The organism is Pseudomonas mosselii (assembly GCF_005796105.1).
GTDB classification, from domain to species: domain Bacteria; phylum Pseudomonadota; class Gammaproteobacteria; order Pseudomonadales; family Pseudomonadaceae; genus Aquipseudomonas; species Aquipseudomonas mosselii_C.
Window position 1 is genome coordinate 576,889 of the sequence record NZ_VAUO01000002.1, and the last position, 24,143, is coordinate 601,031.

At 62.8% G+C, this 24,143-nt stretch carries 26 protein-coding genes; 11 read left to right on the forward strand and 15 right to left on the reverse strand.

Annotated features, from left to right (window positions below; genetic code table 11):
- Positions 1–220: 220 nt before the first annotated feature.
- The 5 genes from FEM01_RS07590 (at position 221) to rlmF (ending at position 6,727) form a co-directional block, all read left to right on the forward strand.
- Complete coding sequence (locus tag FEM01_RS07590) at positions 221–1,714, forward strand: leucyl aminopeptidase (RefSeq protein ID WP_138218814.1); 1,494 nt, start codon at positions 221–223, stop codon at positions 1,712–1,714.
- Positions 1,715–1,763: 49 nt separating this feature from the next.
- The gene (locus FEM01_RS07595) at positions 1,764–2,192 is read left to right on the forward strand and encodes a DNA polymerase III subunit chi (RefSeq protein WP_138218815.1); all 429 of its coding nucleotides are present in this window, start codon (positions 1,764–1,766) and stop codon (positions 2,190–2,192) included.
- 5 nt (positions 2,193–2,197) lie between these two features.
- On the forward strand, positions 2,198–2,566 hold the full coding sequence (locus FEM01_RS07600; protein ID WP_138218816.1) for a DNA polymerase III subunit chi: 369 nt from the start codon (positions 2,198–2,200) through the stop codon (positions 2,564–2,566).
- A 203-nt stretch (positions 2,567–2,769) separates the two neighbouring features.
- On the forward strand, positions 2,770–5,616 hold the full coding sequence (locus tag FEM01_RS07605) for a valine--tRNA ligase (RefSeq protein WP_138218817.1): 2,847 nt from the start codon (positions 2,770–2,772) through the stop codon (positions 5,614–5,616).
- A 160-nt stretch (positions 5,617–5,776) separates the two neighbouring features.
- Positions 5,777–6,727, forward strand: a complete 951-nt coding sequence (gene rlmF, locus FEM01_RS07610; RefSeq protein WP_138218818.1) for a 23S rRNA (adenine(1618)-N(6))-methyltransferase RlmF — start codon at positions 5,777–5,779, stop codon at positions 6,725–6,727.
- A gap of 51 nt (positions 6,728–6,778) precedes the next feature.
- On the opposite strand, the gene FEM01_RS07615 is transcribed toward rlmF, so the two are convergent.
- Positions 6,779–7,060, reverse strand: a complete 282-nt coding sequence (locus FEM01_RS07615; protein WP_012316055.1) for an HU family DNA-binding protein — start codon at positions 7,058–7,060, stop codon at positions 6,779–6,781.
- Positions 7,061–7,450: 390 nt separating this feature from the next.
- Here FEM01_RS07615 and yejK point away from each other — a divergent pair, with 390 nt between their 5' ends.
- Complete coding sequence (yejK, locus tag FEM01_RS07620; protein ID WP_138218819.1) at positions 7,451–8,458, forward strand: nucleoid-associated protein YejK; 1,008 nt, start codon at positions 7,451–7,453, stop codon at positions 8,456–8,458.
- Between the two features lie 7 nt (positions 8,459–8,465).
- On the opposite strand, the gene FEM01_RS07625 is transcribed toward yejK, so the two are convergent.
- The 14 genes from FEM01_RS07625 to FEM01_RS07690 all read right to left on the reverse strand — a co-directional run bounded on the left by FEM01_RS07625 (position 8,466) and on the right by FEM01_RS07690 (position 20,415).
- The gene (locus FEM01_RS07625) at positions 8,466–8,756 is read right to left on the reverse strand and encodes a GIY-YIG nuclease family protein (protein WP_138218820.1); all 291 of its coding nucleotides are present in this window, start codon (positions 8,754–8,756) and stop codon (positions 8,466–8,468) included.
- Between the two features lie 42 nt (positions 8,757–8,798).
- A complete protein-coding gene (locus FEM01_RS07630) occupies positions 8,799–9,269 on the reverse strand; it encodes a nuclear transport factor 2 family protein (protein ID WP_138218821.1) in 471 nt (156 codons plus the stop codon).
- 139 nt (positions 9,270–9,408) lie between these two features.
- Positions 9,409–10,674: a CynX/NimT family MFS transporter gene (locus FEM01_RS07635; protein WP_138218822.1), complete on the reverse strand. Its 1,266-nt coding sequence runs from the start codon at positions 10,672–10,674 to the stop codon at positions 9,409–9,411.
- A gap of 13 nt (positions 10,675–10,687) precedes the next feature.
- Positions 10,688–11,335 (reverse strand): FadR/GntR family transcriptional regulator, encoded by a 648-nt coding sequence (locus tag FEM01_RS07640; RefSeq protein WP_138218823.1) that lies wholly within the window; start codon positions 11,333–11,335, stop codon positions 10,688–10,690.
- A gap of 1,151 nt (positions 11,336–12,486) precedes the next feature.
- Entirely contained in the window at positions 12,487–13,536 is a 1,050-nt protein-coding gene (gene hisC / locus FEM01_RS07645; protein ID WP_138218824.1) for a histidinol-phosphate transaminase, read from the reverse strand.
- A gap of 2 nt (positions 13,537–13,538) precedes the next feature.
- Entirely contained in the window at positions 13,539–14,861 is a 1,323-nt protein-coding gene (gene hisD / locus FEM01_RS07650) for a histidinol dehydrogenase (protein ID WP_138218825.1), read from the reverse strand.
- Positions 14,862–14,989: 128 nt separating this feature from the next.
- Positions 14,990–15,625, reverse strand: a complete 636-nt coding sequence (gene hisG, locus FEM01_RS07655) for an ATP phosphoribosyltransferase (RefSeq protein ID WP_138218826.1) — start codon at positions 15,623–15,625, stop codon at positions 14,990–14,992.
- A gap of 92 nt (positions 15,626–15,717) precedes the next feature.
- Positions 15,718–16,983 (reverse strand): UDP-N-acetylglucosamine 1-carboxyvinyltransferase, encoded by a 1,266-nt coding sequence (murA, locus tag FEM01_RS07660; RefSeq protein WP_138218827.1) that lies wholly within the window; start codon positions 16,981–16,983, stop codon positions 15,718–15,720.
- A 23-nt stretch (positions 16,984–17,006) separates the two neighbouring features.
- Entirely contained in the window at positions 17,007–17,246 is a 240-nt protein-coding gene (locus FEM01_RS07665; RefSeq protein WP_138218828.1) for a BolA family protein, read from the reverse strand.
- Between the two features lie 118 nt (positions 17,247–17,364).
- Positions 17,365–17,667, reverse strand: a complete 303-nt coding sequence (locus tag FEM01_RS07670; RefSeq protein ID WP_138218829.1) for an STAS domain-containing protein — start codon at positions 17,665–17,667, stop codon at positions 17,365–17,367.
- Positions 17,664–18,314 carry an MlaC/ttg2D family ABC transporter substrate-binding protein gene (locus tag FEM01_RS07675; protein ID WP_138218830.1) on the reverse strand — a complete coding sequence of 217 codons (651 nt, stop codon included), beginning with the start codon at positions 18,312–18,314 and terminating at the stop codon, positions 17,664–17,666. The genes FEM01_RS07670 and FEM01_RS07675 overlap by 4 nt, the downstream gene beginning before the upstream one ends.
- 9 nt (positions 18,315–18,323) lie before the next feature.
- Complete coding sequence (gene mlaD / locus FEM01_RS07680) at positions 18,324–18,809, reverse strand: outer membrane lipid asymmetry maintenance protein MlaD (RefSeq protein ID WP_138218831.1); 486 nt, start codon at positions 18,807–18,809, stop codon at positions 18,324–18,326.
- Entirely contained in the window at positions 18,809–19,606 is a 798-nt protein-coding gene (gene mlaE, locus FEM01_RS07685) for a lipid asymmetry maintenance ABC transporter permease subunit MlaE (protein ID WP_138218832.1), read from the reverse strand. Before mlaE ends, mlaD begins: the two co-directional genes overlap by 1 nt.
- Entirely contained in the window at positions 19,606–20,415 is an 810-nt protein-coding gene (locus tag FEM01_RS07690) for an ATP-binding cassette domain-containing protein (RefSeq protein ID WP_138218833.1), read from the reverse strand. Before FEM01_RS07690 ends, mlaE begins: the two co-directional genes overlap by 1 nt.
- Positions 20,416–20,659: 244 nt before the next feature.
- Here FEM01_RS07690 and FEM01_RS07695 point away from each other — a divergent pair, with 244 nt between their 5' ends.
- From FEM01_RS07695 to lptB, 5 genes are read left to right on the forward strand one after another with little or no spacing between them, the layout of a single operon-like run.
- Positions 20,660–21,634: a KpsF/GutQ family sugar-phosphate isomerase gene (locus FEM01_RS07695; RefSeq protein ID WP_138218834.1), complete on the forward strand. Its 975-nt coding sequence runs from the start codon at positions 20,660–20,662 to the stop codon at positions 21,632–21,634.
- The gene (locus FEM01_RS07700; protein ID WP_138218835.1) at positions 21,635–22,159 is read left to right on the forward strand and encodes a KdsC family phosphatase; all 525 of its coding nucleotides are present in this window, start codon (positions 21,635–21,637) and stop codon (positions 22,157–22,159) included.
- An 8-nt stretch (positions 22,160–22,167) separates the two neighbouring features.
- Positions 22,168–22,740 (forward strand): LPS export ABC transporter periplasmic protein LptC, encoded by a 573-nt coding sequence (lptC, locus tag FEM01_RS07705; protein ID WP_138218836.1) that lies wholly within the window; start codon positions 22,168–22,170, stop codon positions 22,738–22,740.
- Positions 22,727–23,251, forward strand: a complete 525-nt coding sequence (lptA, locus tag FEM01_RS07710; protein WP_138218837.1) for a lipopolysaccharide transport periplasmic protein LptA — start codon at positions 22,727–22,729, stop codon at positions 23,249–23,251. The genes lptC and lptA overlap by 14 nt, the downstream gene beginning before the upstream one ends.
- The gene (lptB, locus tag FEM01_RS07715; protein WP_138218838.1) at positions 23,252–23,977 is read left to right on the forward strand and encodes an LPS export ABC transporter ATP-binding protein; all 726 of its coding nucleotides are present in this window, start codon (positions 23,252–23,254) and stop codon (positions 23,975–23,977) included.
- The last annotated feature ends 166 nt before the right edge of the window (positions 23,978–24,143 follow it).

Below are 24,143 nucleotides of genomic sequence, written 5' to 3' on the forward strand. Positions count from 1 at the left end.
GGTTCGCCAAGGCGAACCTCCATGTAAAGTGGGCGCATTATCCTGTGATTGACCGCGCCTGTCACTTGGCCGCGCATGACGCCGCATGTCGGGGTTGTCATAAAGGACGCCGCAGGCTCAAACTGGCAGCTTTTCCACTGGCTGCAAAGACAGCCAGGCCGGTATTCCGAGCGCCTGCACAAGACAGCGCCAACCCACAGATCATTCGGGGACCCCTGACATGGAACTGGTTGTAAAAAGCGTAGCCGCTGTATCCGTAAAAACCGCCACGTTGGTCGTGCCGGTGGGTGAAGGCCGCAAGCTCGGCGCCCTCGCCAAAGCCGTCGACCAGGCCTGCGAAGGCGCCATCAGCGCGCTGCTCAAGCGTGGCGACCTGGAAGGCAAGCCAGGCCAGACCCTGCTGCTGCACAGCCTACCGGGCCTGAAGGCCGAGCGCGTGCTGCTGGTAGGCAGCGGCAAGGACGAGAGCCTGGGCGACCGTGCCTGGCGCAAGCTGGTGGCCAGCGTTGCAGGCGTGCTCAAAGGCCTGGGTGGCACGGACGCCGTGCTGGCCCTGGACGACATCGCCGTGACCGCCCGCGACGGTCATTACGGCAAGTACCGCCTGCTGGCCGAGACCCTGCTCGATGGCGCCTACGTGTTCGACCGTTTCAAGAGCAAGAAAGCCGACCCCCGCGCCCTCAAGAAAGTCACCCTGCTGACCGCCAAGGCCGGCCAGGCCGAGACCGAGCGCGCCGTCAAGCACGCCACCGCGATTGCCAACGGCATGGCCTACACCCGCGACCTGGGCAACCTGCCACCGAACATCTGCCACCCAAGCTTCCTCGCCGAACAGGCCAAGGACATGGGCAAGGCCCACAAGGGCCTGAAGGTCGAAGTGCTGGACGAGAAGAAGATCAAGGACCTGGGCATGGGCGCGTTCTATGCCGTGGGCCAGGGCAGCGACCAGCCACCACGCCTGATCGTGCTCAACTACCAAGGCGCCAAGAAATCTGACAAACCGTTCGTACTGGTGGGCAAGGGCATTACCTTCGACACCGGCGGCATCAGCCTCAAGCCAGGTGCCGGCATGGACGAGATGAAGTACGACATGTGCGGTGCCGCCAGTGTGTTCGGCACCTTGAAGGCCGTGCTCGAACTGCAACTGCCGATCAACCTGGTGTGCCTGCTGGCCTGCGCCGAGAACATGCCCAGCGGCGGGGCCACCCGTCCGGGCGACATCGTCACCACCATGAGCGGCCAGACCGTCGAAATCCTCAACACCGACGCCGAAGGCCGCCTGGTGCTGTGCGACGTGCTCACCTACGCCGAGCGTTTCAAGCCCCAGGCGGTGGTCGACCTGGCCACCCTGACCGGTGCCTGCATCGTTGCGCTGGGCAGCCACACCTCCGGCCTGATGGGCAACAACGACGAACTGGTCAGCCAACTGCTGGACGCCGGCAAGCGTGCCGACGACCGCGCCTGGCAATTGCCGCTGTTCGACGAGTACCAGGAGCAACTGGACAGCCCGTTCGCCGACATCGCCAACATTGGCGGCCCGAAGGCCGGCACCATCACCGCCGGCTGCTTCCTGTCGCGCTTCGCCAAGGCCTACCACTGGGCGCACCTGGACATCGCCGGCACCGCCTGGATCAGCGGCGGCAAGGACAAGGGCGCCTCGGGCCGCCCGGTGCCACTGCTGACCCAGTACCTGCTGGACCGCGCCGGCGCCTGATGGCGTACAGCCGGTGGCGCGCACGCGCCATCGGCTGGCGATACGAACCATGAGCAAAGTCGATTTCTACATCCTGCCCACCGACGCACTGTCGGCGCGGCTGGATTTCGCCTGCAAGCTGTGCGAAAAAGCTTGGCGCCTCGGCCACCGGGTCTACCTGCACTGCCAGGATGCCGCCCAGCGCGACGAGCTGGACCAACGCCTGTGGCAGTTCAAGGGTGAAGCCTTCGTGCCCCATGACCACCACGAGCAGCACCTCGATGCCAGCGTTGCGTTGGGGATCGGCAGCGATGCCGGCGCGCACCGTGACCTGCTGATCAACCTCGGAGCCGATGTCCCCGGGTTCGTCGGCCAGTTCGAGCGCATCGCCGAGATCGTCGTCGAAGACCCGAGCATTCGTCAGGCCGCCCGCGAGCGGTTCCGTTTCTACCGTGAACAGGGCTATGCTCTGCAAGATCACCGCTTACAGCGACTCTGAATACGATGGACAAGCAGCTGACCTCCCTCACTCATTCCGCCCACCTGCTCGACGATCTGGAATCGATCCGCGAGCTGCTGGGTGACGCCAACCTGCAGCCACCACTGCTCACCGAGACGGTGGAACAGATTCCGCTGCTGCTCGACGAGCCGGTTGGCAACGACCACCCGCCCGCCACAGCACCTGCACCAGCCCCCGAGGAAGATGCCCAGGCCCGCCGCCAGGATACCCTGCTGCACCTGGACGCCGAACTGCGCGCTGCGGCGCAGTTGATCATGCAGGACGTGATCAACGACTTCACCCCGCACATCGAGACCGAGATCAAGCGTCGGCTCGACGCCAGGCTCGAGCGCCTGCTCAAGCGCTCCGAGTAGGCCGTAGCGCTCTGCTGCGGCCCTTGCGTGGGCAATGCGCACCGCAGCGCCCACAGTGAAGGCCGCTGCACCTGCATCAGGGCTTGCCCGCGAAGAGGCCGGCCCAGTAAAAACATGCCCCGCTTGCAGCTTGTCGCTTGAAGCTCCCAGCTTCGTTATACTTCCCGGCTTTCCCGAACAAATGCCATAGGGTCCCGCCGCGCATGGACAAGACCTACCAGCCGCACGCCATCGAAACTTCCTGGTACAACACCTGGGAGTCCGAGAACTATTTCGCCCCGCAAGGTGCTGGCGATTCCTACACCATCATGATCCCGCCGCCGAACGTGACCGGCAGCCTGCACATGGGCCACGGTTTCAACAACGCGATCATGGACGCGCTGATCCGCTTCCGGCGCATGCAGGGCCGCAATACCCTGTGGCAGCCAGGCACCGACCACGCCGGTATCGCTACGCAGATGCTGGTCGAACGCCAGCTCGAAGCCAAGGGCCAGAGCCGTCACGACCTGGGCCGCGAGCAGTTCCTGGAGAAGGTCTGGGAATGGAAGGATCAATCCGGTGGCAACATCAGCCGCCAGATCCGTCGCCTCGGCTCCTCGGTGGACTGGAGCCGCGAGCGCTTCACCATGGACGACGGCCTGTCCGAAGCCGTTAAAGAAGCCTTCGTGCGCCTGCACGAGGACGGCCTGATCTACCGCGGCAAGCGCCTGGTAAACTGGGACACCAAGCTGCACACGGCGATCTCCGACCTCGAAGTGGAAAACCACGACGAGAAGGGCCACCTGTGGAACCTGCGCTACCCGCTGGCCGATGGCGCGAAAACCGCCGAAGGCAAGGACCACCTGGTCGTCGCCACGACCCGCCCGGAAACCCTGCTGGGTGACGTCGCGGTCGCGGTCAACCCGACCGACGCGCGCTACCAGGCGCTGATCGGCAAGTTCGTCGAGCTGCCGCTGGTCGGTCGCCGCATCCCGATCATCGCCGACGATTACTGCGACCCAGAGTTCGGCACCGGCTGCGTGAAAATCACCCCGGCCCACGACTTCAACGACTATGAAGTCGGCAAGCGCCACAACCTGCCGCTGCTCAACATCTTCGACAAGAACGCCACCGTGCTGGCCGCCGTGCAGGCGTTCAACCTCGACGGCAGCGTCAACGACCAGGTCGACACCTCGCTGCCTGCCCAGTACGCCGGCCTCGACCGTTTCGTCGCACGCAAGCAGATCGTCGCCGACCTGGATGCCCAAGGCCTGCTGGTCAGCATCGACGACCACGCCCTGAAAGTCCCCAAGGGCGACCGTTCCGGCACGGTCATCGAGCCGTGGCTGACCGACCAGTGGTACGTTTCCACCAAGCCACTGGCCGAGCCTGCCATCGAAGCCGTGGAAGACGGCCGTATCCAGTTCGTGCCCAAGCAATACGAGAACATGTACTTCTCCTGGATGCGCGACATCCAAGACTGGTGCATCAGCCGCCAGCTGTGGTGGGGTCACCGCATCCCGGCCTGGTACGACGAGGCCGGCCAGGTCTACGTCGGCCGCGACGAAGCCGAAGTGCGCGCCAAGCACAACCTCGGTGCCGACATTACACTGCGCCAGGACGACGACGTACTCGACACCTGGTTCAGCTCGGGCCTGTGGACCTTCTCGACCCTGGGTTGGCCGGAGCAGACCGAATTCCTGAAGAAGTTCCACAGCACCGACGTGCTGGTGACCGGCTTCGACATCATCTTCTTCTGGGTTGCGCGCATGATCATGCTGACCATGCACCTGATCAAGAACGAGGACGGCACCCCGCAAGTACCGTTCAAGACCGTGTACGTGCACGGCCTGGTGCGCGATGGCCAGGGGCAGAAGATGTCCAAGTCCAAGGGCAACGTGCTCGATCCGCTGGACATCGTCGACGGCATCACCCTCGACGCCCTGCTGGAAAAACGCACCAGCGGCATGATGCAGCCCAAGCTTGCCGAGAAGATCGCCAAGCAGACCAAGGCCGAGTTCCCCGAAGGCATCGCCAGCTACGGCACCGACGCGCTGCGCTTCACCTTCTGCTCGCTGGCCTCCACCGGCCGCGACATCAAGTTCGACATGGGCCGTGTCGAAGGCTATCGCAACTTCTGCAACAAGATCTGGAACGCGGCGCGCTACGTGCTGGACAAAGGCGAGGACTGCGGCCAGAACGGCGAGGCTTACGAGTTGTCGCTGGCTGACCGCTGGATCATCTCGCAGCTGCAACGCACCGAAGCCGAAGTGACTCGCCAACTGGAGCAGTTCCGCTTCGACCTGGCCAGCCAGGCGCTGTACGAGTTCATCTGGAACCAGTACTGCGACTGGTACCTGGAGCTGTCCAAGCCGGTACTGTGGGACGAAAACGCGCCGGTCGAACGCGCCCGTGGCACCCGCCGCACCCTGGTGCGCGTGCTGGAAGTCGCGCTGCGCCTAGCGCACCCGTTCATGCCATTCATCACCGAAGAAATCTGGCAGCGCATCGCGCCACTGGCCGGTATCGACGGCAAAACCATCATGCTGCAAGCCTGGCCAGTGGCCAACGAGTCGCGCATCGATACCGCTGCCGAAGGCGATATCGAGTGGCTGAAAGAGCTGATGGTCGGCCTGCGCAACATCCGCGCCGAGATGAACATCGGCCCGGGCAAGCCGCTGCCGCTGTTCCTCAAGAACGCCAACGCCGACGACCAGCGCCGCCTGCAAGAAAACGAAGCGCTGCTCAAGAAGCTGGCCAAGGTCGAGTCGTTCACCGTACTCAGCGAGCAGGACGAAGCGCCACTGTCGGCCACCGCGCTGGTGGGCGATCTGCAAGTGCTGGTGCCGATGGCAGGCCTGATCGACAAGGACGCCGAGCTTGCACGCCTGAACAAGGAAATCCAGCGTCTGCAAGGTGAGGTCCAGCGTGTGGGCGGCAAGCTGTCCAACGCGGCCTTCGTCGACAAGGCGCCGCCTGCGGTGATCGAGAAGGAACGCGCCAAGCTTGCCGAGTCCGAGCAGGCACTGGCCAACTTCACCGAGCAGCATGCGCGGATTGCTGCGCTGTAACAATCTGATAGACCGTTGGGGCCGCTTTGCGGCCCTTTCGCGACACAAGGCCGCTCCTACAGGTCGGCGCCGGATTTAAAGGCGCCGCTCTCTGTAGAGCGGCCTTGTGTCGCGAAAGGGCTGCAAAGCAGCCCCATGGCCTGCAACACCGGATCCGACTATGACTGACAAACCCAGCCTGCACCCGCGCAACCGCCACCAGGGCCGCTACGACTTCCCGGCGCTGATCAAGGCCCACCCGGACCTGGCCCGCTTCACCCTCACCAACCCCTACGGCAAACCCAGCATCGACTTCGCCAACCCCGAGGCCGTGCGGGTGTTCAACCGCGCCCTGCTCAAGGCCCAATACGGGATCCAGCACTGGGACATTCCCGCCGACTACCTGTGCCCGCCCATCCCCGGACGCGCCGACTACATCCACGTGCTCGCCGACCTGCTGGCCGAGGACAACGCAGGTGATGCGCCGCGAGGTGCGCAGGTGCGCGCGCTGGACATCGGCGTGGGCGCCAACTGCATTTATCCGCTGCTGGGCCACAGCGACTACCGCTGGCGCTTTATCGGCTCCGACATCGACCCGGTCGCCCTGGCTTCGGCCAAGGTCATCGTACAGGCCAACAAGCTGGACAAGGCCATCGGCCTACGCTTGCAGCCCGCACCCAAGCACATCCTCGAAGGCCTGCTGCAGGCCGACGAGCGTTTCGATGTGACCCTGTGCAACCCGCCCTTCCATGCCTCGCGCGAAGAAGCCACTCGTGGCAGCCAACGCAAGTGGAAAAACCTCGGCAAACAGGACCCAAAGCGCAAGCTGCCAATCCTGAACTTTGGCGGCCAGAACAACGAGCTGTGGTGCGAAGGTGGCGAGATCCGCTTCGTCAGCCAAATGGTCGCCGAAAGCGTGCGCTACGGTGCACAGGTGCTGTGGTTCACCAGCCTGGTGTCCAAGGCCAGCAACCTGCCGGGTATCGAGGCGGCGCTGAACAAGGCCGGGGTGAAGGCCCTGCGCATCGTCGAGATGGGCCAGGGGCAGAAGCAGAGCCGCATGGTCGCCTGGAGCTTCCAAGACGAGGCCGCGCGCCAGGCCTGGAGCGCCGCACGCAAAGTTCAGGCGTGAAAAAACCGCGGCCAGGCAACCCCGGGCGCGGTTTAGTCAAACCGGCAACAATTACTTGTTGATGGCGTCGGTCAGCGACTTGGCTGGCACGAACTTGACGACTTTCTTGGCGGCGATTTCGATGGCAGCGCCAGTCGAAGGGTTGCGGCCGGTACGGGCAGGACGCTCGGAGACTTTCAGTTTGCCGATGCCTGGCAGAGTGATTTCAGCGCCGTTTTCCAGCTGGTCGGCAACGATCTGGCCCAGTTGCTCCAGAGCGTTCTTGGCGGTGGCTTTCGGCTGCGCGATCGATTCGGCGATGTCGGCAATCAGTTGGTCTTTGGTCAGTGCCATGGTGGTGTTCCTTCCCTATCAAATCAGAGGTTGTGCAGCGTGCTTGGTCGGTGGTCGGGCCAGCCCGGGACAATCCAGAGGCCGCGTCGAACGCGTATGTAGATACGCAAATCGGCGTTTGGTTCGACACCCCGCAAGCAAGCGGCCAGCAATGCGCCACACAGGGGGCGCAAGACCGCGCAAAGCTACCACAGGAATCGATAAATATCCGCTGCCGAGAGGGATTTTGTTCAGGTTTTTCGGGGGTTTAAGGAAAAAAATCACGATTTTGCGCAAAAAACAGACAACTGCCATTTACGCCAACATCTGGCCACTGCATCACCCCTGCCCTGGGGTAAACTGAACGCCTTTTGCAGCGCGGTGACCACCGCCCACCAGACCGAGACTTCCATGCCCATCCGTCATTGCATCGTTCACCTGATCGACAAGAAGCCCGATGGCAGCCCCGCCGTTCTGCATGCCCGTAACAGCGAGCTGGCCGCCTCCGACGCCATCGAGAATCTGCTGGCAGACCTCAACGACAGCTACAACGCCAAGCAAGGCAAAGCCTGGGGCCTGTTCCACGGCGAATCTGGAGCCTATCCGTTGAGCGGCTGGCTCAAGCAGTACCTGGACGCCGAGCAGGACTTCACGGCTTTCAGCCGGATCGCCGTCGAGCACCTGCAAAAGCTGATGGAAGAGTCCAACCTTTCCACCGGCGGCCACGTGCTGTTCGCCCACTACCAGCAAGGCATGACCGAATACCTGGCCATCGCCCTGTTGCACCACAGCGAAGGCGTCGCAGTGAATGCCGAGCTGGACGTAACCCCCTCACGTCACCTGGACCTCGGCCAACTGCACCTGGCAGCGCGGATCAACCTGTCGGAGTGGAAGAACAACCTGAACTCCAAGCAGTACATCTCGTTCATTAAGGGCAAGAACGGCAAGAAGGTCTCGGATTACTTCCGCGACTTCATCGGCTGCCAGGAGGGCGTGGATGGTCCGGGCGAGACCCGCACCTTGCTCAAGGCCTTCAGCGACTATGTCGAAAAAGAGGACCTGCCTGAGGAATCCGCGCGCGAGAAAACCCAGACCCTGGTCGACTACGCCACCACCCAGACCAAGCTGGGCGAACCGGTGACCCTCGAAGAGCTCTCCAGCCTGATCGACGAGGACCGCCCGCAGGCGTTCTATGACCACATCCGCAACAGTGACTACGGCCTGTCGCCGGAGATACCGGCGGACAAACGCACCCTGAACCAGTTCCGCCGCTTCACCGGGCGAGCCGAAGGGTTGTCGATCAGTTTCGAGGCGCACTTGCTGGGTTCGAAGATCGAGTACGACGAAGCCGCCGGGACGCTGGTGATCAAAGGCCTGCCGACGCAGTTGATCGATCAGCTCAAACGGCGCAAGGACTGAGCGGCTATCACGCCTGCTGCGGGGCATAGGAGGCCACCAACGCCTCCTTGGCCGCCTTGCGCAGCTTCTTCACCAGCCGCTCCTGACGTAGCGCCTCGCTTTTGTCCGGCCACTGCTCCACATACACCAGCGCCTGCGCCGGGCTGGTCTTGAAGTAGCGCGCGCCCTGACCTTTCTGGTGCTTGATAAAGCGTCGCTGCGGGTCATCGCTGATACCGCAGTAGAGCGAGCCATTGGCTGCACGCACCAGGTAGACGTACCAGGGTTTGCACTCGACGGTGGGGGGAATCTCGCTCACGGCAGGCTTCGATACGCGGTAAAGACTCGTCAGCTTAACCGCTCAGCGCCCTTGCTGGAATGCACGCAGGCCCTTGAAAGCTTGCTGGCGCACCTTGTTCTGTAGCATGGGCGTCCACCCCAACAGTACGCCTGGCATGCCCAGCGCCTGCCGCGCCCAGCGCCAGAGGTCGAAGCTGTCGTCATGTTGGCAGATCAACCCATCGCGGATCACGAAACGCGCCTGGATATCATTGACCACCACTCGCCCGGTCTGGCTGAACAGGTAGGTTGCGACCCAGTGGGCACCGCCCCCGCGCTCGTCACTGCGCACGTTGTCGAAGGTCAGGGTGAAGTCCTTGGCGCGGGACGTGAGCATGCGCCACATGTCCTTGGCGTCCTGGCCACGCAAGGTGCCGAACACCGGGTCGCTGAAGGTGATGTCGTCGCTGTAGCAGGCCACCATGGCCTCGGCATCCAGGCGCTGGAAGGCCTGGTAAAAACGGGTAATCAGGGCGCTGTTGGCGTCGCTCATGGGCTAGTCCTGCGAAAAGGTCGAACGCGCACGATAATCTGCAGCGCCGGCCTGCGCCATCTCCATTTGCATCATGAATGGCGATTGGCCAGCTATCTGGACGTTTGCGCAGGCGCTAGCCGGTGTTGCCGGAGCGCCGTCAGACCCTCTCGCTTTGCACGTGCACATGCCGGGCGCGACCTGCACCAAGACCGAATCCGATAGCACCGATCCCCAGCACGGCGAAAATCCAGCCTAGCGCCTGCCATCCGCCGGTGAAGTCATGCACCAACCCCACTGCGAAAGGCCCCATCGAGGCGAGGGTATAGCCGACGCCCTGGGCCATGCTCGACAAGTTGGCGGCCACATGCGCGTCGCGCGAGCGCAGCACGATCAGGGTCAGCGCCAGGGCGAACGTACCGCCCTGCCCAAGACCCAACAGCACTGCCCACCCCCACAACTGGCCAATCGGTGCGTACAGGCACCCGAACAGCCCGGCCAGAGTCGCCAGCATCACGATCACGATAGCCAGACGCTGGTCCTTGCCGCGGGTCGCAAGCCAAGGGGCTGCGAGCGAACTGACCAGTTGCACGATGACTGAGCCCGACAGCACCAGGCCTGCCTCGGTAGGGGTCAGGCCACGGCCAATGAGAATCGACGGCAACCAGCCGAATACGATGTAGGCCAGCGAAGATTGCAGGCCCATGTACAGCGTGACCTGCCAGGCCAACGGATCGCGCCAAAGGCCGCGGACACGGAAGGTTGCCTTGTGCAGACCATGGCCTTGGCGAGCCTGTGGCAACCAGACCAGCATCGCCAGCAGCGCAGGCAATAGCCAGAAGCCCAGGCCCATGGCCCAGCTGTCATCGAAGTGCTGGGTAAGCGGCACTGTCGCGCCAGCGGCCATCGCTGCGCCCAGGCAAAGCGCCATGGTATAGACGCCCGTCAGGGTGCCTGCATGCTGGGGGAAATCGCGCTTGACGATACCTGGCAGCAGCACGCCGATGATGCCGATACTCGCACCAGCGAGGAGGCTACCGATGAACAGGCCGCTCACCCCCAGGGCGCTGCGTACCAGGATGCCGAGGGCCAGCAACAGCAGGATACCGAGGATCACACGCTCACTGCCGAAACGACGTGCGAGCACCGGTGCCCAGGGCGCGAACAGGCCCAGGCAAAGCACCGGCAATGTGGTCAGCAGCCCGGCTGCGGACGCACTGAGGCCGAGCGTCTGGCTGACCTGCCCAAGCACCGGGGCCATGCTCGACAACGCCGGGCGCAGGTTCAACGCCACCAGCACCAGGCCTAGCAGCAAGAGCCAGGGACGGCGCAGCAGCACCGGCTGTTGCTGGACGTGTTCGTCGTCAGCCTCGGCGTCGATCAACAGTTCGTCGATCTGCGTTTCGCGGGGCAAGGGTCTAGGCATGGCGTATTTCCAGTCAGGATTCGATGAGTGTCCGGCTCAGGCGCTTGGCCGTCTCCGAATCGCGTTTTTCCAGGGCATCGAGGATGTGCCCGTGTAAGTCGAAGGTGGCCTGGCATCGGGGCACGGTGGTCATGTTGTGCTGCAGGGCGGCGGCGACCACGCCTGAGAAGTAGCGGTACAACTCACTCAGCGCGGGGTTGTGGGCGGCGTCCACCAAGCGTTGGTGGAACTGGATGTCGCACTCGACATAGGCATCCACATCACCGTGAAAATGCACGGCGCTTTGCTTGAGTGCCTGGCGCAAGGCGCTGAGGTCGTCGTCGGTGCGGCGCAGGGCGGCCAGAGCAATGGCTTCGGCTTCGAGGATATGGCGGGTTTCGCGGGCGTGCTCGACGGTGCAGTGGGCCATGGCCTGCACAGCCTGCAACGGGTCTTGCACGGTACGCAGGTAGCTACCGTCACCTTGGCGGATTTCCACCAAACCGCTGAACGCCAGGACGCGCATGGCCTCGCGCACGGTGTTGCGGCTGATGCCCAGGTCGTAGGCCAGCTCCGGTTCGGTGGGGAGGCGCTGACCGACCGACCACGCGCCGGAGGCTATGCGGGAGCGGAGTTGGTCTACGGCTTGTTCTACCAGGGAGCGTTTGATGATTGGGGGCATTTTTGGCGGTACATCCAGTCATCGGATGAATTTTCAGGGTTTGGACGATAGCGGGTTTGGGGGCGCGCGGCAAGGGGTGTTTGTTTTTGTGGATGTATGCGCATTCATTTTTGATGTCGACTTTTAGTCACCCTTTCGCCCTTACGGCGACCTACTTTTGCTCTTGGGCAAAAGTAGGCAAAAACCGCTCGCTCCATCATCCGGCCCCTGCGCTGCGCGCAGGGGTTCCCTCGCTCCGGCGCCTTTCGGGCCCGCGCGGCCTACGACTTGCTACGCAAGTCTACATCTCGCGCCTTCGGCTACGCCGAAGGGTGCTGCGCACCTGGCCCTACAGACGCCTACACTCGGCCTCCTGAAGTCGCAATTGGCGGCGCCTGGGCTATTGCGCGCTTAGAAGCAAGAGCAAGAGCAGCGGGTTTACCAGAGTGCCGGACCACTGCGAAGCAGGCGGCGCGGTGGATGGCACCGGCTTCGCCGGTGTTCGCGGGACAAGCCCGCTCTCATAGAACTACACATAACTTGTTGATTTAGAAGGAATCTGTGGGAGCGGGCTTGCCCGCGAACACCGGCAAAGCCGGTGCCATACACCGAGTCGCCTGCTTCGCGGGCAAGCCCGCTCCCACAGGGTACGCGGAGCGCTTGCGAAATCAGTTCTCTGCGCGACAGCGCAGCCCAAAGGGCTGGGTGAACTCCTACAGGTGCAGCGCTGGATTCAGGCTTGGCGCAATCCTGTAATCCAGAGTTCCCACAACTGCAACTAGCGGTTAGCTGCGCAAGTACAGGCGCCACCCGTAACTTCGCGACTTCAGTAGGCCGAGCGCAGGTGACTGGAGGGCCCAAGGTGCGCAGCACCCTTCGGCGCAGCCGAAGGCGCGAGATGTAGACTTGCGTAGCAAGTCGGAGGCCGCGCGGGCCCGGAAGGCGCCGGAGCGAGGGAACCCCTGCGCGCAGCGCAGGGGCCGGATGATGGAGCGAGCATTTTTTGGTTCCTTTTTGATGCTTCAAAAAGGGACCCGCCGTAAGGGCGGAAAGGTGACTCAAAGTCAACCAAGCCAATGAATGCGCATACACCTATCAAAACAACCAAAAACAAAAAAGGGCAAGCCAGATCAACTCCAGCTTACCCCTAACACTAATAACTCAAGAACCCATCAATCCAAGGCATCCAGCAAAGCCTGGTTCATCTCCGGTGTCCCGACGGTAATCCGCAAGAACTGCGCAATCCGCTCCTGCTTGAAGTGCCGCACAATCACCCCCTGCTCCCGCAGCCGAGCAGCAATCCCAGCCGCATCCTGCGATGGGTGTCGGGCAAAGATGAAGTTCGCCGCCGAAGGCAGCACCTCGAACCCCCGATCCTTGAGCGCCGAAACCAGCACTTCACGACTGTCGATCACTTTCCGGCAGGTCTCTTCGAAGTACGCCCGGTCCTCGAACGCGACCGCTGCCCCAGCAATGGCCGCGCGGTCCAAAGGATAGGAGTTGAAGCTGTTCTTGATCCGCTCCAGCGCCTCGATCAGGTCCGGGTGGCCAACCGCCAACCCCACCCGCAGGCCCGCCAGCGAACGCGACTTGGACAACGTCTGGGTCACCAGCAGGTTGTCGTAGCGGTCCACCAGGCTGATGGCCGTCTCGCCACCAAAATCGATGTACGCCTCATCCACCACCACTACCGAATCCGGGTTGGCCCCCAGCAGTTGCTCCACGGCTTCAAGCGCCAGCAGACAACCGGTTGGTGCGTTAGGGTTGGGGAAGATGATCCCAGCGTTGGGCTTGCTGTAGTCGTCCACCCGAATCTGGAACTGCTCATCCAGTGCCACCAGCTCGTAGGGAATGCCATACAAGCCGCAGTACACTGGGTAGAAGCTGTAGCTCACGTCCGGGAACAGCAACGGGCCGCGGTCGTGCTGGAACAGGCCGTGGAAGATGTGCGCCAGCACCTCGTCCGAGCCATTACCAACGAACACCTGGGCCGGGGTGACAGCGTAGTACTCGGCCACCGCCTGCTTGAGCCGGTCGCCGTTCGGGTCCGGGTACAGGCGCAGGTTGTCGTTGAGTTCGGCACGCATGGCCTCCAGCGCCTTGGGCGACGGGCCATATGGGTTCTCGTTGGTATTGAGCTTGACCAGTTTCGCAAGCTTGGGCTGCTCACCCGGCACGTAAGGCACGAGGTCCTTGACGAAAGGGCTCCAGAAACGACTCATGTTCAATTCCCCTTCTCGTTGAGGATGCGGTATTCGGCGCTACGGGCGTGGGCGGTCAGCGACTCGCCACGCGCCAGCACGGAAGCAGTGCGCCCGAGTTCGGACGCGCCCTGCTCGGAGCAGAAGATGATCGAAGAACGCTTCTGGAAATCGTAAACGCCCAGGGGCGAGGAGAAGCGCGCGGTGCCGGACGTCGGCAGCACGTGGTTGGGACCGGCGCAGTAGTCGCCCAGCGCCTCGCTGGTGTGGCGGCCCATGAAGATCGCACCGGCGTGGCGGATCTGCGCCAGCCAAGCTTGCGGATCAGCCACCGACAGTTCCAGATGCTCCGGGGCGATGCGGTTGGCCACTTCAATGGCCTGCTGCATGTCACGCACCTGAATCAACGCACCACGGCCATTGATCGACTTCTCGATGATCTCGGCACGTTCCATGGTCGGCAGCAGCTTGTCGATGCTCGCGGCGACGCGGTCGAGGAAGTCGGCATCCGGGCTGACCAGAATGGCCTGAGCGTCTTCATCGTGCTCGGCCTGGGAGAACAGGTCCATGGCGATCCAGTCGGGGTCGGTCTGGCCGTCGCAGACCACAAGAATCTCCGAAGGACCGGCGATCATGTCGATACCCACCTGACCAAACACATGGCGCTTGGCGGTGGCGACATAGATATTGCCCGGGCCGACGATCTTGTCCACCTGCGGCACGCTTTCGGTGCCATAGGCCAGGGCCGCAACGGCCTGGGCGCCACCGACGGTGAACACACGGTCGACGCCCGCGATGCAGGCAGCTGCCAGTACCAGCTCGTTGACCTCACCACGCGGGGTCGGCACGACCATCACCACTTCGGCCACGCCAGCGACCTTCGCCGGGATGGCGTTCATCAGCACAGAGGACGGATACGATGCCTTGCCGCCCGGCACGTACAAGCCAGCGCGGTCCAGCGGGGTGACCTTCTGGCCGAGCACGGTGCCATCGGCCTCGGTGTACTGCCAGGAGTCCTGCTTCTGCCGCTCGTGATACATGCGCACGCGATTGGCGGCCGTTTCCAACGCCTCACGCTGGGGCGCGGTGATGCGGGTCAGGGCCAGTTCCAGGCGCGCACGGTCGAGGATCAGGTCGTCGATGGACTGGGCGTCAACACCGTCGAAGCGCTGGGTGAACTCCACCAGCGCCGCGTCGCCACGCTCGCGCACGGCCTTGATGATGTCGAGTACACGCTGGTTGACCGCGTCATCGGACACGCTCTCCCAGCTCAGCAGATGATCAAGATGTCGCGCGAAATCCTGGTCAGCGGCATTGAGACGGGCGATTGCAGTGGACACGGTCATGGCGAGGGCCTCGGAAAGATTGGCAAATGCTCAGGCGCCCTAAGCTACCAGTCCATCCGCGCGGGCACCCGAGAAAAGTGGCTATGACGCGGATAGACGGGCGCGACAGCGAAGGTCGCGCGCAGAAGTCAGCCGCGGTGTCGCGATTCGACGGCGTTGCGCAGGGTGTCGATCAGGCTCTGGATGCGGGCGTGCTGCATTTTCATGGAGGCCTTGTTGACCACCAGGCGCGAGCTGATCATCGCGATCAGTTCCTGAGGTTCCAGGCCATTGGCGCGCAGCGTGTTGCCGGTGTCGACCACGTCGATGATCTTGTCGGCAAGGTTGATCAGCGGGGCCAACTCCATCGAGCCGTACAGCTTGATGATGTCGACCTGGCGGCCTTGTTCGGCATAGTAACGCTTGGCGACGTTGACGAACTTGGTGGCCACGCGCAGGCGGCCCTTGGGCTCAGGCGCGCCGGTGACACCCGCCGTCATCAGCTTGCACTGGGCAATCTGCAAGTCCAGGGGCTCGTACAGGCCCTGGCCACCATACTCCATCAACACGTCCTTGCCGGCCACACCGAGATCGGCGGCACCATGCTCGACGTAGGTCGGAACGTCGGTGGCGCGCACGATGAGCAGGCGCACGTCGTCCTGCGTGGTCGGGATGATCAGCTTGCGGCTCTTGTCCGGGTTCTCGGTCGGCACGATGCCGGCCTCTGCCAGCAACGGCAGGGTGTCGTCGAGAATGCGGCCTTTGGATAGCGCGATGGTCAACATGGGAAACGTCGTTCCTTAAGCAGCTACTGCCGGCCAGCCCATGAGGCTGGCCGCGTTCAATTCGGTGGGCGCGTCCCTGCGCCGTCGGGCGCTTAGCCCGGTACGCGGCGGATTTTCGCGCCGAGCATCTGCAGCTTTTCCTCGATGCACTCGTAACCACGGTCGATGTGGTAGATACGGTCGATCAGGGTGTCGCCTTCGGCGACCAGGGCCGACAGCACCAGGCTGGCCGAGGCACGCAGGTCGGTAGCCATGACTGGAGCGCCCTTGAGCGCCTTGACGCCGGTCACGATGGCAGTGTTGCCCTCGACCTGGATCTGTGCGCCCATGCGGTGCATCTCATACACGTGCATGAAGCGGTTCTCGAAGATAGTCTCGATCACCGCGCCGGTACCCTCGGCAATGGCGTTGAGCGAGATGAACTGCGCCTGCATGTCGGTCGGGAACGCCGGATACGGTGCGGTACGCAGGTTGACGGCCTTCGGACGCTTGCCGTGCATGTCCAGCGCAATCCAGTCTTCGCCAGTGGTGATGTCGGCGCCGGCTTCCTTGAGCTTTTCGAGCACGGCTTCAAGGATGGTCGGATCGGTGTCCTTGACCTTGACACGACCACCGGTCACGGCAGCGGCAACCAGGTAGGTGCCGGTCTCGATACGGTCGGGCATCACGCGGTAGGTGGCCGAGTGCAGACGCTCCACGCCTTCGATGGTGATGGTGTCGGTACCGGCACCCTGGATCTTCGCACCCATGGCAATCAGGAAGTTGGCCAGGTCGACCACCTCAGGCTCACGCGCGGCGTTCTGCAGCACGCTGGTGCCCTTGGCCAGTGCAGCGGCCATCATGATGTTCTCGGTGCCGGTCACGCTGACGGTGTCGAAGAAGAAGTGCGCACCGCGCAGGCCGCCCTCAGGCGCCTTGGCCTTGATGTAGCCGCCTTCGACCTCGATCTTCGCGCCCATCGCTTCGAGGCCGCGGATGTGCAGGTCGACCGGACGCGAGCCAATAGCGCAACCGCCTGGCAGCGCGACTTCAGCTTCGCCGAAGCGGGCGACCATCGGACCGAGCACCAGGATCGAGGCGCGCATGGTCTTGACCAGCTCGTACGGGGCGACCAGGGTCTTGATGGTGCGCGGATCGATTTCCACGGCCAGCTTTTCGTCGATCACAGGCTCGATGCCCATGCGACCGAACAGCTCGATCATGGTGGTGATGTCGTGCAGGTGCGGCAGGTTGCCGACCGTGACCGGGCCATCGCACAGCAGGGTGGCCGAGAGAATCGGCAGCGCCGAGTTCTTCGCGCCGGAAATGCGGATCTCGCCGTCGAGGCGCGCGCCGCCAGAAATAATCAGTTTGTCCATTCGTGTCTCGCCGCCAAGTTGGCTCAGATGCGCTCAGCCCAGGCTGCGCTGCTGAAGAATTTCATGGTTACCGCGTGGATGGCGCCGTTGGCGATCCACGGATTGAGGTGAGCATAGATCGCCTGCTGACGCTTGACCGGGCTCTGGCCGGCCAGCTCGTCGCTGATCACGTTCAACTGGAAGTTGCAGCCTTCGCCTTCAACTTCGACCCGGGTTCCCGGCAATTTTTCTTCCAGAAAGCTTTTGACTTCTACGGCCTGCATGCTCAACCTCGATCGGCGCCCAACGCGCGCGGGTCGGCCATCATACAAAAAAGCCCCTCGCCTGCGAAGCCCAAGACGGGGCGCGCTGACCGAGGGGCCTTCACCTTGCGACAGGCCATCAGCCTGCCAGCACTTCATCGAGGTCATAGACCTCGGCGATTTCGCGCATGTCGCTGGGCATGCCGCGCACTTCGCAGGTCTTGCCGGCTGCCTGGGCGTCACGCATGAACGCCAGCAACAACGACAGGCCCACACTGCTCGACTTGGCCACCGCACTGCAATCGAGCACCAGACGTGGCTCGCCACTGCCGGCGATCAACGCCTTGCCCTGCTTGCGCAAGGCCGGGCCACTGCGGTAGTCCAGCACACCGGCCAGACGCAGAACACCTGGCTCGGCCATGCTCACGACAGCCTCGGTCATTTGACTTCCTTATCCGGCGAGCTATCGGCAGCTTGCTTGGCCTTGGCCACCTCGCCGGCCCAGCCGTCGATGGTCTTGTCCAGGTCGTTGCCATTGCGCTGCATGGCGTCGGAGAACTGGTCACGGAACAGCTTGCCGATGTTGATGCCGTTGACGATCACGTTGCGCACTTTCCACTCGCCACCGAGGTTCTGCAAGGTGTACTGGACCGGGTAGACCGCTCCGTTATTGCCGGTGACCTTCATGCCGACACTGGCGCGATCGCCGTCCTCGGCCTTGGCCGGGTCAACGGTGATGCCCTGGTTGTTGTACTCCAGCAGCGCGTTGCCATAGAACTGCATCAGGCTGCGCTTGAAGTTCTCCTGAAAGCGCTGCATCTGCTCAGGCGTGGCCTTGCGCGAATACTTGACGGTCATGATGCTCTTGGAAATACCGTCGGCATCCACTACCGGGCCAAGGATGCGGTTGAGTGCATCGTAAAAGGCCTGGGGATTGCTCTTGTACTGCTCCTTGTTCGCCTTCAGGTCACTCAGCAACTCGTTGGTGGTGCCCTGGATCACGTCACGAGCTGACTGCGGTGCCGCCATGACGAACAGAGGGAAGGCCGCCAGCAGGACCAGCAGGCCACGTCGCAGGATAGAAATCATGGAGACTCCTTAATTAGCCGGTTGTGCTTCTTTCGGTTCCTTGCCCACCGAGTTGAGCAGGAACTTGCCAATCAGATCTTCCAGCACCAGCGCCGACTGCGTGTCGTGGATGGTGCCGCCGTCCTTGAGGACCGTATCTTCGCCGCCCACGCTGATACCAATGTACTTCTCGCCCAGCAGGCCGGCGGTCAGGATCGAGGCAGTGGAGTCGGTCGGCAGGTTGTCGATCTTCTTGTCCAGTTGCAGCGTCACCCGACCGGTGTACGAATCACGGTCCAGATCGATCGCCGTGACCTTGCCGATCGTCACACCGGCCATGGTCACCTTAGCTCTGACAGTCAAACCGGCAATATTGTCGAAGTACGCATAAACTTTGTACGTATCGTTGCTCGGGCTGGCCGACAGGCCGCTGACACGCAGTGCCAGCAGCAGCAGCGCCAGGATCCCGGCCAGCAGGAACAGGCCGACACCGATTTCCAGGGTGCGGTTTTGCATCAGAAATCTCCAAACATCAAGGCGGTCAGAATAAAGTCCAGACCCAGGACTGCCAACGAGGCATAGACCACGGTCTTGGTGGTGGCACGACTGATCCCTTCTGAGGTGGGTTCGCAGTCATACCCCTGGAATACGGCGATCCAGGTCACGACGAAGGCGAATACCAGGCTCTTGATCAGCCCATTGAGCACGTCGTCGGTGAAAGAAACACTGTTCTGCATGTTGGCCCAGAACGAGCCTTCGTAAACGCCCAGCCAGTCCACGGCGACCCACGACCCGCCCCAAATGCCCACCACGCTGAAGATCAGCGCCAGCAAGGGCAACGAGACGAAGCCGGCCCACAGGCGCGGGGCGACGATGTACTTGAGCGGGTCGACGCCGATCATTTCCAGGCTCGACAGCTGCTCGGTGGACTTCATGTTGCCGATTTCGGCGGTCAACGCAGACCCTGCACGGCCAGCGAACAGCAGCGCGGTGACCACCGGGCCCAGTTCACGCAACAGCGTCAGCGCAACCATCTGGCCCACGGCCTGCTCCGAGCCGTACTTGGTCAGGATGCTGTAGCCCTGCAGGGCCAGCACCATGCCGATGAACACGCCCGAGACGACGATGATCGCCAGCGACAGCACACCGACCGAATACAACTGTTTGACCAGCAGTTGGAAACCACCGCCGATACCACTGCGCCCACCCAGGGCGTGGCCCAGGAACAGGCACGAGCGCCCCAGCACGGCGAGCACGTCGATGGCAGCACGACCGAACAGGCGAATACGTTCGAGTATGGATTTTCTGCGCATCAACGCGCCCCCAGCAGATCGGCGCGGTAGTCAGGCGCAGGGAAATGGAACGGCACCGGGCCATCCGGGTCGCCTTTCATGAACTGGCGGATACGCGGATTGTCCGAGCCCATCAACTCGTCAGGTGTGCCCTGCCCCAGCACCTGGCCGTCGCCGACCACGTAAATGTAGTCGGCGATACTGGCGGTCTCGGCCAGATCATGCGATACCACGATACTGGTGATGCCGAGGGCATCGTTGAGCAGGCGGATCAGGCGGACCAACACGCCCATGGCGATCGGATCCTGACCAACGAACGGCTCGTCGTACATGAGGATCTGCGGGTCCAGTGCAATGGCGCGGGCCAGCGCCACCCGGCGCTTCATGCCACCGGAGAGTTCATCGGGCATCAGGTCGATGGCACCGCGCAGACCCACAGCCTGCAATTTCATCAGCACGATGTCGCGGATCATTTCGTCCGACAACTGGGTGTGCACGCGCAGCGGGAAGGCCACGTTCTCGAACACGTCGAGGTCAGTGAACAGCGCGCCGCTCTGGAACAACACGCCCATCTGCTTGCGGGCATCGAACAGGTCGCTGCGCGACAATGCGGGCAAATTCTGCCCGTTGACCCAGACTTCGCCACCCGCCGGGCGCAACTGCGCGCCCATCAGACGCAGCAAGGTAGTCTTGCCGCAGCCCGATGGCCCCATGATGCCGGTGACCTTGCCGCGCGGAATGCGGATGTCCACGTTACTGAAAATGCTGCGCGAACCGCGCTTGAAGGTGACGCCCTTCAACTCGACCGCGTAGGCGCTATCCACACTCATCTAGACTCCTTGCAGTGCAGCCCTGCTCCGTGGACGCCTGCCTCCTTATTGAAGGCACACAGGTTCCCCGGTAGGCCGAATAGCGGCGAACTATAGCACCGCTGAGGTGCCGCCCCAAGGCCATGACAGGCCTGTTCAGTCAGCAGACAGGCAAGCCTGACACGCTTGGATCAATGCAGGAGGTGAGCGTTCGTCACATTGCGGCTATAATCGCCGCCTTTTCATCAGGCATTGCGTTTTCGACATGAGCCAATCCAGCGAGCTGATCCAATCCGCCCAGCGCACCTTGCGCCTGGAACTCGAAGCCGTAGAGGGCCTGCTGGCCCGCATCGACGACAATTTCGTCAAGGCATGCGAGCTGATCCTGGCCAGCAAGGGCCGCGTGGTGGTGGTCGGCATGGGCAAGTCGGGGCATATCGGCAACAAGATCGCCGCCACCCTGGCCAGCACCGGCACGCCGTCGTTCTTCGTGCACCCGGCCGAGGCCAGCCACGGCGATATGGGCATGATCACCCGCGACGACGTGATCCTCGCCCTGTCCAACTCCGGCAGCACCGCCGAGATCGTCACCCTGCTGCCACTGATCAAGCGCCTGGGCATCCAGATGATCAGCCTCACCGGCAACCCCGACTCCGCCCTGGCCCAGGCCGCTGAGGTCAACCTCGACGCCCGCGTGGCGCAGGAAGCCTGCCCGCTGAACCTGGCGCCGACCTCCTCCACCACCGCTGCACTGGTGCTCGGTGATGCCCTGGCCATCGCCCTACTTGAAGCCCGCGGTTTCACCGCCGAGGACTTCGCGTTCTCCCACCCCGGTGGGGCACTGGGCCGCCGCCTGCTGCTGAAAGTCGAGAACGTCATGCACGCTGGCGACGAACTGCCCCAGGTACAGCGCGGCACCCTGCTCAAGGACGCCTTGCTTGAAATGTCTCGCAAAGGTTTGGGCATGACTGTGGTACTGGAGCAGGACGGCAGCCTGGCCGGCGTCTTCACCGACGGCGACCTGCGCCGAAGCCTGGACCGCAACATCGACGTGCACACGACCCTCATCGACGAGGTCATGACCGTTCACGGCAAGACCGCCCGCGCCGAGATGCTCGCCGCCGAGGCACTGAAAATCATGGAAGACCACAAGATCAGCGCCCTCGTAGTGGTCGATCAGGCCGACCGCCCCACCGGCGCCCTGAACATGCACGACCTGCTGCGCGCCGGAGTGATGTAAATGAACCAAGACCTGATTCAACGCGCCAAGGCCATCAAGCTGGCGGTGTTCGATGTCGACGGCGTGCTCACCGATGGGCGCCTGTACTTTCTCGAAGACGGCAGCGAGTTCAAGACCTTCAATACCCTCGACGGCCACGGCATCAAGATGCTCATGGCCTCGGGCGTGACCACCGCGATCATCAGCGGGCGCAAGACACCGGTGGTCGAGCGCCGTGCCAAGAACCTCGGCATCCCGCACCTGTTCCAGGGGCGCGAGGACAAACTGGTGGTACTCGACGGCCTGTTGACCGAACTCAATCTAAGCTATGACCAGGTCGCTTACTTGGGCGACGACCTGCCAGATCTTCCGGTGATTCGCCGGGTGGGCCTGGGCATGGCCGTAAACAACGCCGCGCCGTTCGTACGCGAGCACGCACATGGCGTGACTCAGGCACGTGGCGGCGAAGGCGCCGCGCGCGAGTTCTGCGAACTGATCATGCAGGCCCAGGGCACCCTGGACGCTGCCAACGCTCACTACCTGTAAGGCCGCCCATGTTCAGCAAGAAGGTCAAGAACATTGCGCTTTTCACAGCTATCGCTGCCATCCTGGTGGCGGTCGGCTACTGGAATGTCAGCCCCGAGAGCTTCCTCGACAAGCCGACCGCGCAGGTCGACGAAAGCGCCATCGACTACTACGCGATCAACGCCCATAGCGTGCAGTTCACCCCCGAAGGCCAACTGCAGTACGAGATGACCGCCGACAAGGTCGAGCACATGAAGGCCAGCGAAGTCACCGTGGTGACCACGCCCGACCTGCACCTGTACCGTGGCACCCAGTTCCCCTGGCACGTGCAGAGCAAGACCGCCGAGGTCAACCCGGACGGCACCGAGGTCGAGCTGATCGATGCGGTACGCGTGGCGCGTACCGATGAGAAAAAACGCGAAACCATCATCACCACTACCCGCATGACCGTGTTCCCGCAGAAGGAATATGCGCAGACCGAGCAAGCCGTTAGAATCGACGGCGCCGGTGGCACGACCACGGGCAAAGGAATGAAAGCGTATTTGAAAGAAGGCAGGATGGACCTGCTCTCTAACGTAAGAGGACAGTATGAGGCTCGTTAAAACCATCCCCCTTCTGCTCAGCCTGGGCGTAGCACTGGGAAGCGCGAGCGCCTTCGCCCTGCCGAACGACCGTGACCAGCCGATTCGCATCCAGGCGGACAACGCCCATCTGGACGACAAGCAAGGCGTGGCCACCTATACCGGCGACGTGATCATCACCCAAGGCTCGATGATGATCAAAGGCAACACCGTGACCATGACCCGCGCCGCCAATGGCGACATCGACGTGGTAACCTCGGTGGGCAACCTGGCCTACTTCGAGCAACAGCAGAGCACTGCCAAGCCCGACAAGATGAAAGGCTGGGCCGTGACCATCCAGTACCAGGCCCAGAAAGACCTGGTAGTGCTGACCGATCGCGCCAAAGTCGAGAACGAAGGCAACACCACCGAAGGCGAGAAGATCGTCTACAACACCAAGACCCAGGTGGCGACCGCTGGTCGCGGTGGCAACGTGACCGCACCACGTCAGCGCATCGACATGGTGATCCAACCGAAGAAAAAGGCCGAGTAAATGGCAACCCTCAAAGCCCAGCACCTGGCCAAGAGCTACAAGGGCCGACAAGTCGTGCGCGACGTCAGCCTGTCCATCGACAGTGGCCAGATCGTCGGCCTGCTCGGCCCCAACGGCGCCGGCAAGACCACCTGTTTCTACATGATCGTAGGGCTGGTCCAAGCCGACCAGGGCCGCGTGCTGATCGACAACCATGACGTCAGCCACCAGCCGATGCACGGCCGTGCCCAAGCGGGTATCGGCTACCTGCCACAAGAAGCGTCGATCTTCCGCAAGCTGTCGGTGGCCGACAACATCATGGCGATCCTCGAAACCCGCAAGGATCTGGACCGCGAAGGTCGGCGCAAGGAACTCGAAGGCCTGCTGCAGGAGTTCCACATCAGCCACATCCGCGACAACCTCGGCATGAGCCTGTCCGGCGGTGAGCGCCGCCGCGTCGAGATCGCCCGCGCCCTGGCAACGGCGCCAAAGTTCATCCTGCTGGACGAACCGTTCGCCGGCGTCGACCCGATTTCCGTGGGCGACATCAAGCAGATCATCCACCACCTCAAGAACAAGGGCATCGGCGTACTGATCACCGACCACAACGTTCGCGAAACCTTGGACATCTGCGAGACCGCCTATATCGTCAACGACGGCCAGTTGATCGCCGAAGGCGATGCCGAGACCATCCTAGCCAACCAGTTGGTCAAGGAAGTCTACTTGGGGCATGAGTTCCGCCTCTGACCCAGGCCCGCCTGGAGCACTGGCGCAGGCGCCCGATCAGGGTTTAAGTGTTACAGTACTCTAGGCAAACGCTGCATTTTCAGGCATATAACTTGCTTAAAATCGGCGCCCACGCGCCCTACGTAGTAGATGGCGCATGCGCGCCGGCGAACAAGGTATTAAGCCC

Coding starts and splice junctions, on each gene's coding strand:
- FEM01_RS07605 (WP_138218817.1), top strand. CDS start 2,770: ATGGACAAGACCTACCAGCCGCACGCCATCGAAACTTCCTGGTACAAC.
- FEM01_RS07690 (WP_138218833.1), bottom strand. CDS start 20,415: ATGAGTGTGGATAGCGCCTACGCGGTCGAGTTGAAGGGCGTCACCTTC.
- FEM01_RS07630 (WP_138218821.1), bottom strand. CDS start 9,269: ATGAGCGACGCCAACAGCGCCCTGATTACCCGTTTTTACCAGGCCTTC.
- FEM01_RS07675 (WP_138218830.1), bottom strand. CDS start 18,314: ATGATTTCTATCCTGCGACGTGGCCTGCTGGTCCTGCTGGCGGCCTTC.
- hisD (WP_138218825.1), bottom strand. CDS start 14,861: ATGACCGTGTCCACTGCAATCGCCCGTCTCAATGCCGCTGACCAGGAT.
- hisG (WP_138218826.1), bottom strand. CDS start 15,625: ATGTTGACCATCGCGCTATCCAAAGGCCGCATTCTCGACGACACCCTG.
- FEM01_RS07600 (WP_138218816.1), top strand. CDS start 2,198: ATGGACAAGCAGCTGACCTCCCTCACTCATTCCGCCCACCTGCTCGAC.
- FEM01_RS07635 (WP_138218822.1), bottom strand. CDS start 10,674: ATGCCTAGACCCTTGCCCCGCGAAACGCAGATCGACGAACTGTTGATC.
- FEM01_RS07615 (WP_012316055.1), bottom strand. CDS start 7,060: ATGGCACTGACCAAAGACCAACTGATTGCCGACATCGCCGAATCGATC.
- FEM01_RS07695 (WP_138218834.1), top strand. CDS start 20,660: ATGAGCCAATCCAGCGAGCTGATCCAATCCGCCCAGCGCACCTTGCGC.
- FEM01_RS07595 (WP_138218815.1), top strand. CDS start 1,764: ATGAGCAAAGTCGATTTCTACATCCTGCCCACCGACGCACTGTCGGCG.
- FEM01_RS07640 (WP_138218823.1), bottom strand. CDS start 11,335: ATGCCCCCAATCATCAAACGCTCCCTGGTAGAACAAGCCGTAGACCAA.
- mlaD (WP_138218831.1), bottom strand. CDS start 18,809: ATGCAAAACCGCACCCTGGAAATCGGTGTCGGCCTGTTCCTGCTGGCC.
- lptB (WP_138218838.1), top strand. CDS start 23,252: ATGGCAACCCTCAAAGCCCAGCACCTGGCCAAGAGCTACAAGGGCCGA.
- mlaE (WP_138218832.1), bottom strand. CDS start 19,606: ATGCGCAGAAAATCCATACTCGAACGTATTCGCCTGTTCGGTCGTGCT.
- hisC (WP_138218824.1), bottom strand. CDS start 13,536: ATGAGTCGTTTCTGGAGCCCTTTCGTCAAGGACCTCGTGCCTTACGTG.
- yejK (WP_138218819.1), top strand. CDS start 7,451: ATGCCCATCCGTCATTGCATCGTTCACCTGATCGACAAGAAGCCCGAT.
- FEM01_RS07665 (WP_138218828.1), bottom strand. CDS start 17,246: ATGCAGGCCGTAGAAGTCAAAAGCTTTCTGGAAGAAAAATTGCCGGGA.
- FEM01_RS07590 (WP_138218814.1), top strand. CDS start 221: ATGGAACTGGTTGTAAAAAGCGTAGCCGCTGTATCCGTAAAAACCGCC.
- rlmF (WP_138218818.1), top strand. CDS start 5,777: ATGACTGACAAACCCAGCCTGCACCCGCGCAACCGCCACCAGGGCCGC.
- murA (WP_138218827.1), bottom strand. CDS start 16,983: ATGGACAAACTGATTATTTCTGGCGGCGCGCGCCTCGACGGCGAGATC.
- FEM01_RS07670 (WP_138218829.1), bottom strand. CDS start 17,667: ATGACCGAGGCTGTCGTGAGCATGGCCGAGCCAGGTGTTCTGCGTCTG.
- FEM01_RS07700 (WP_138218835.1), top strand. CDS start 21,635: ATGAACCAAGACCTGATTCAACGCGCCAAGGCCATCAAGCTGGCGGTG.
- lptA (WP_138218837.1), top strand. CDS start 22,727: ATGAGGCTCGTTAAAACCATCCCCCTTCTGCTCAGCCTGGGCGTAGCA.
- lptC (WP_138218836.1), top strand. CDS start 22,168: ATGTTCAGCAAGAAGGTCAAGAACATTGCGCTTTTCACAGCTATCGCT.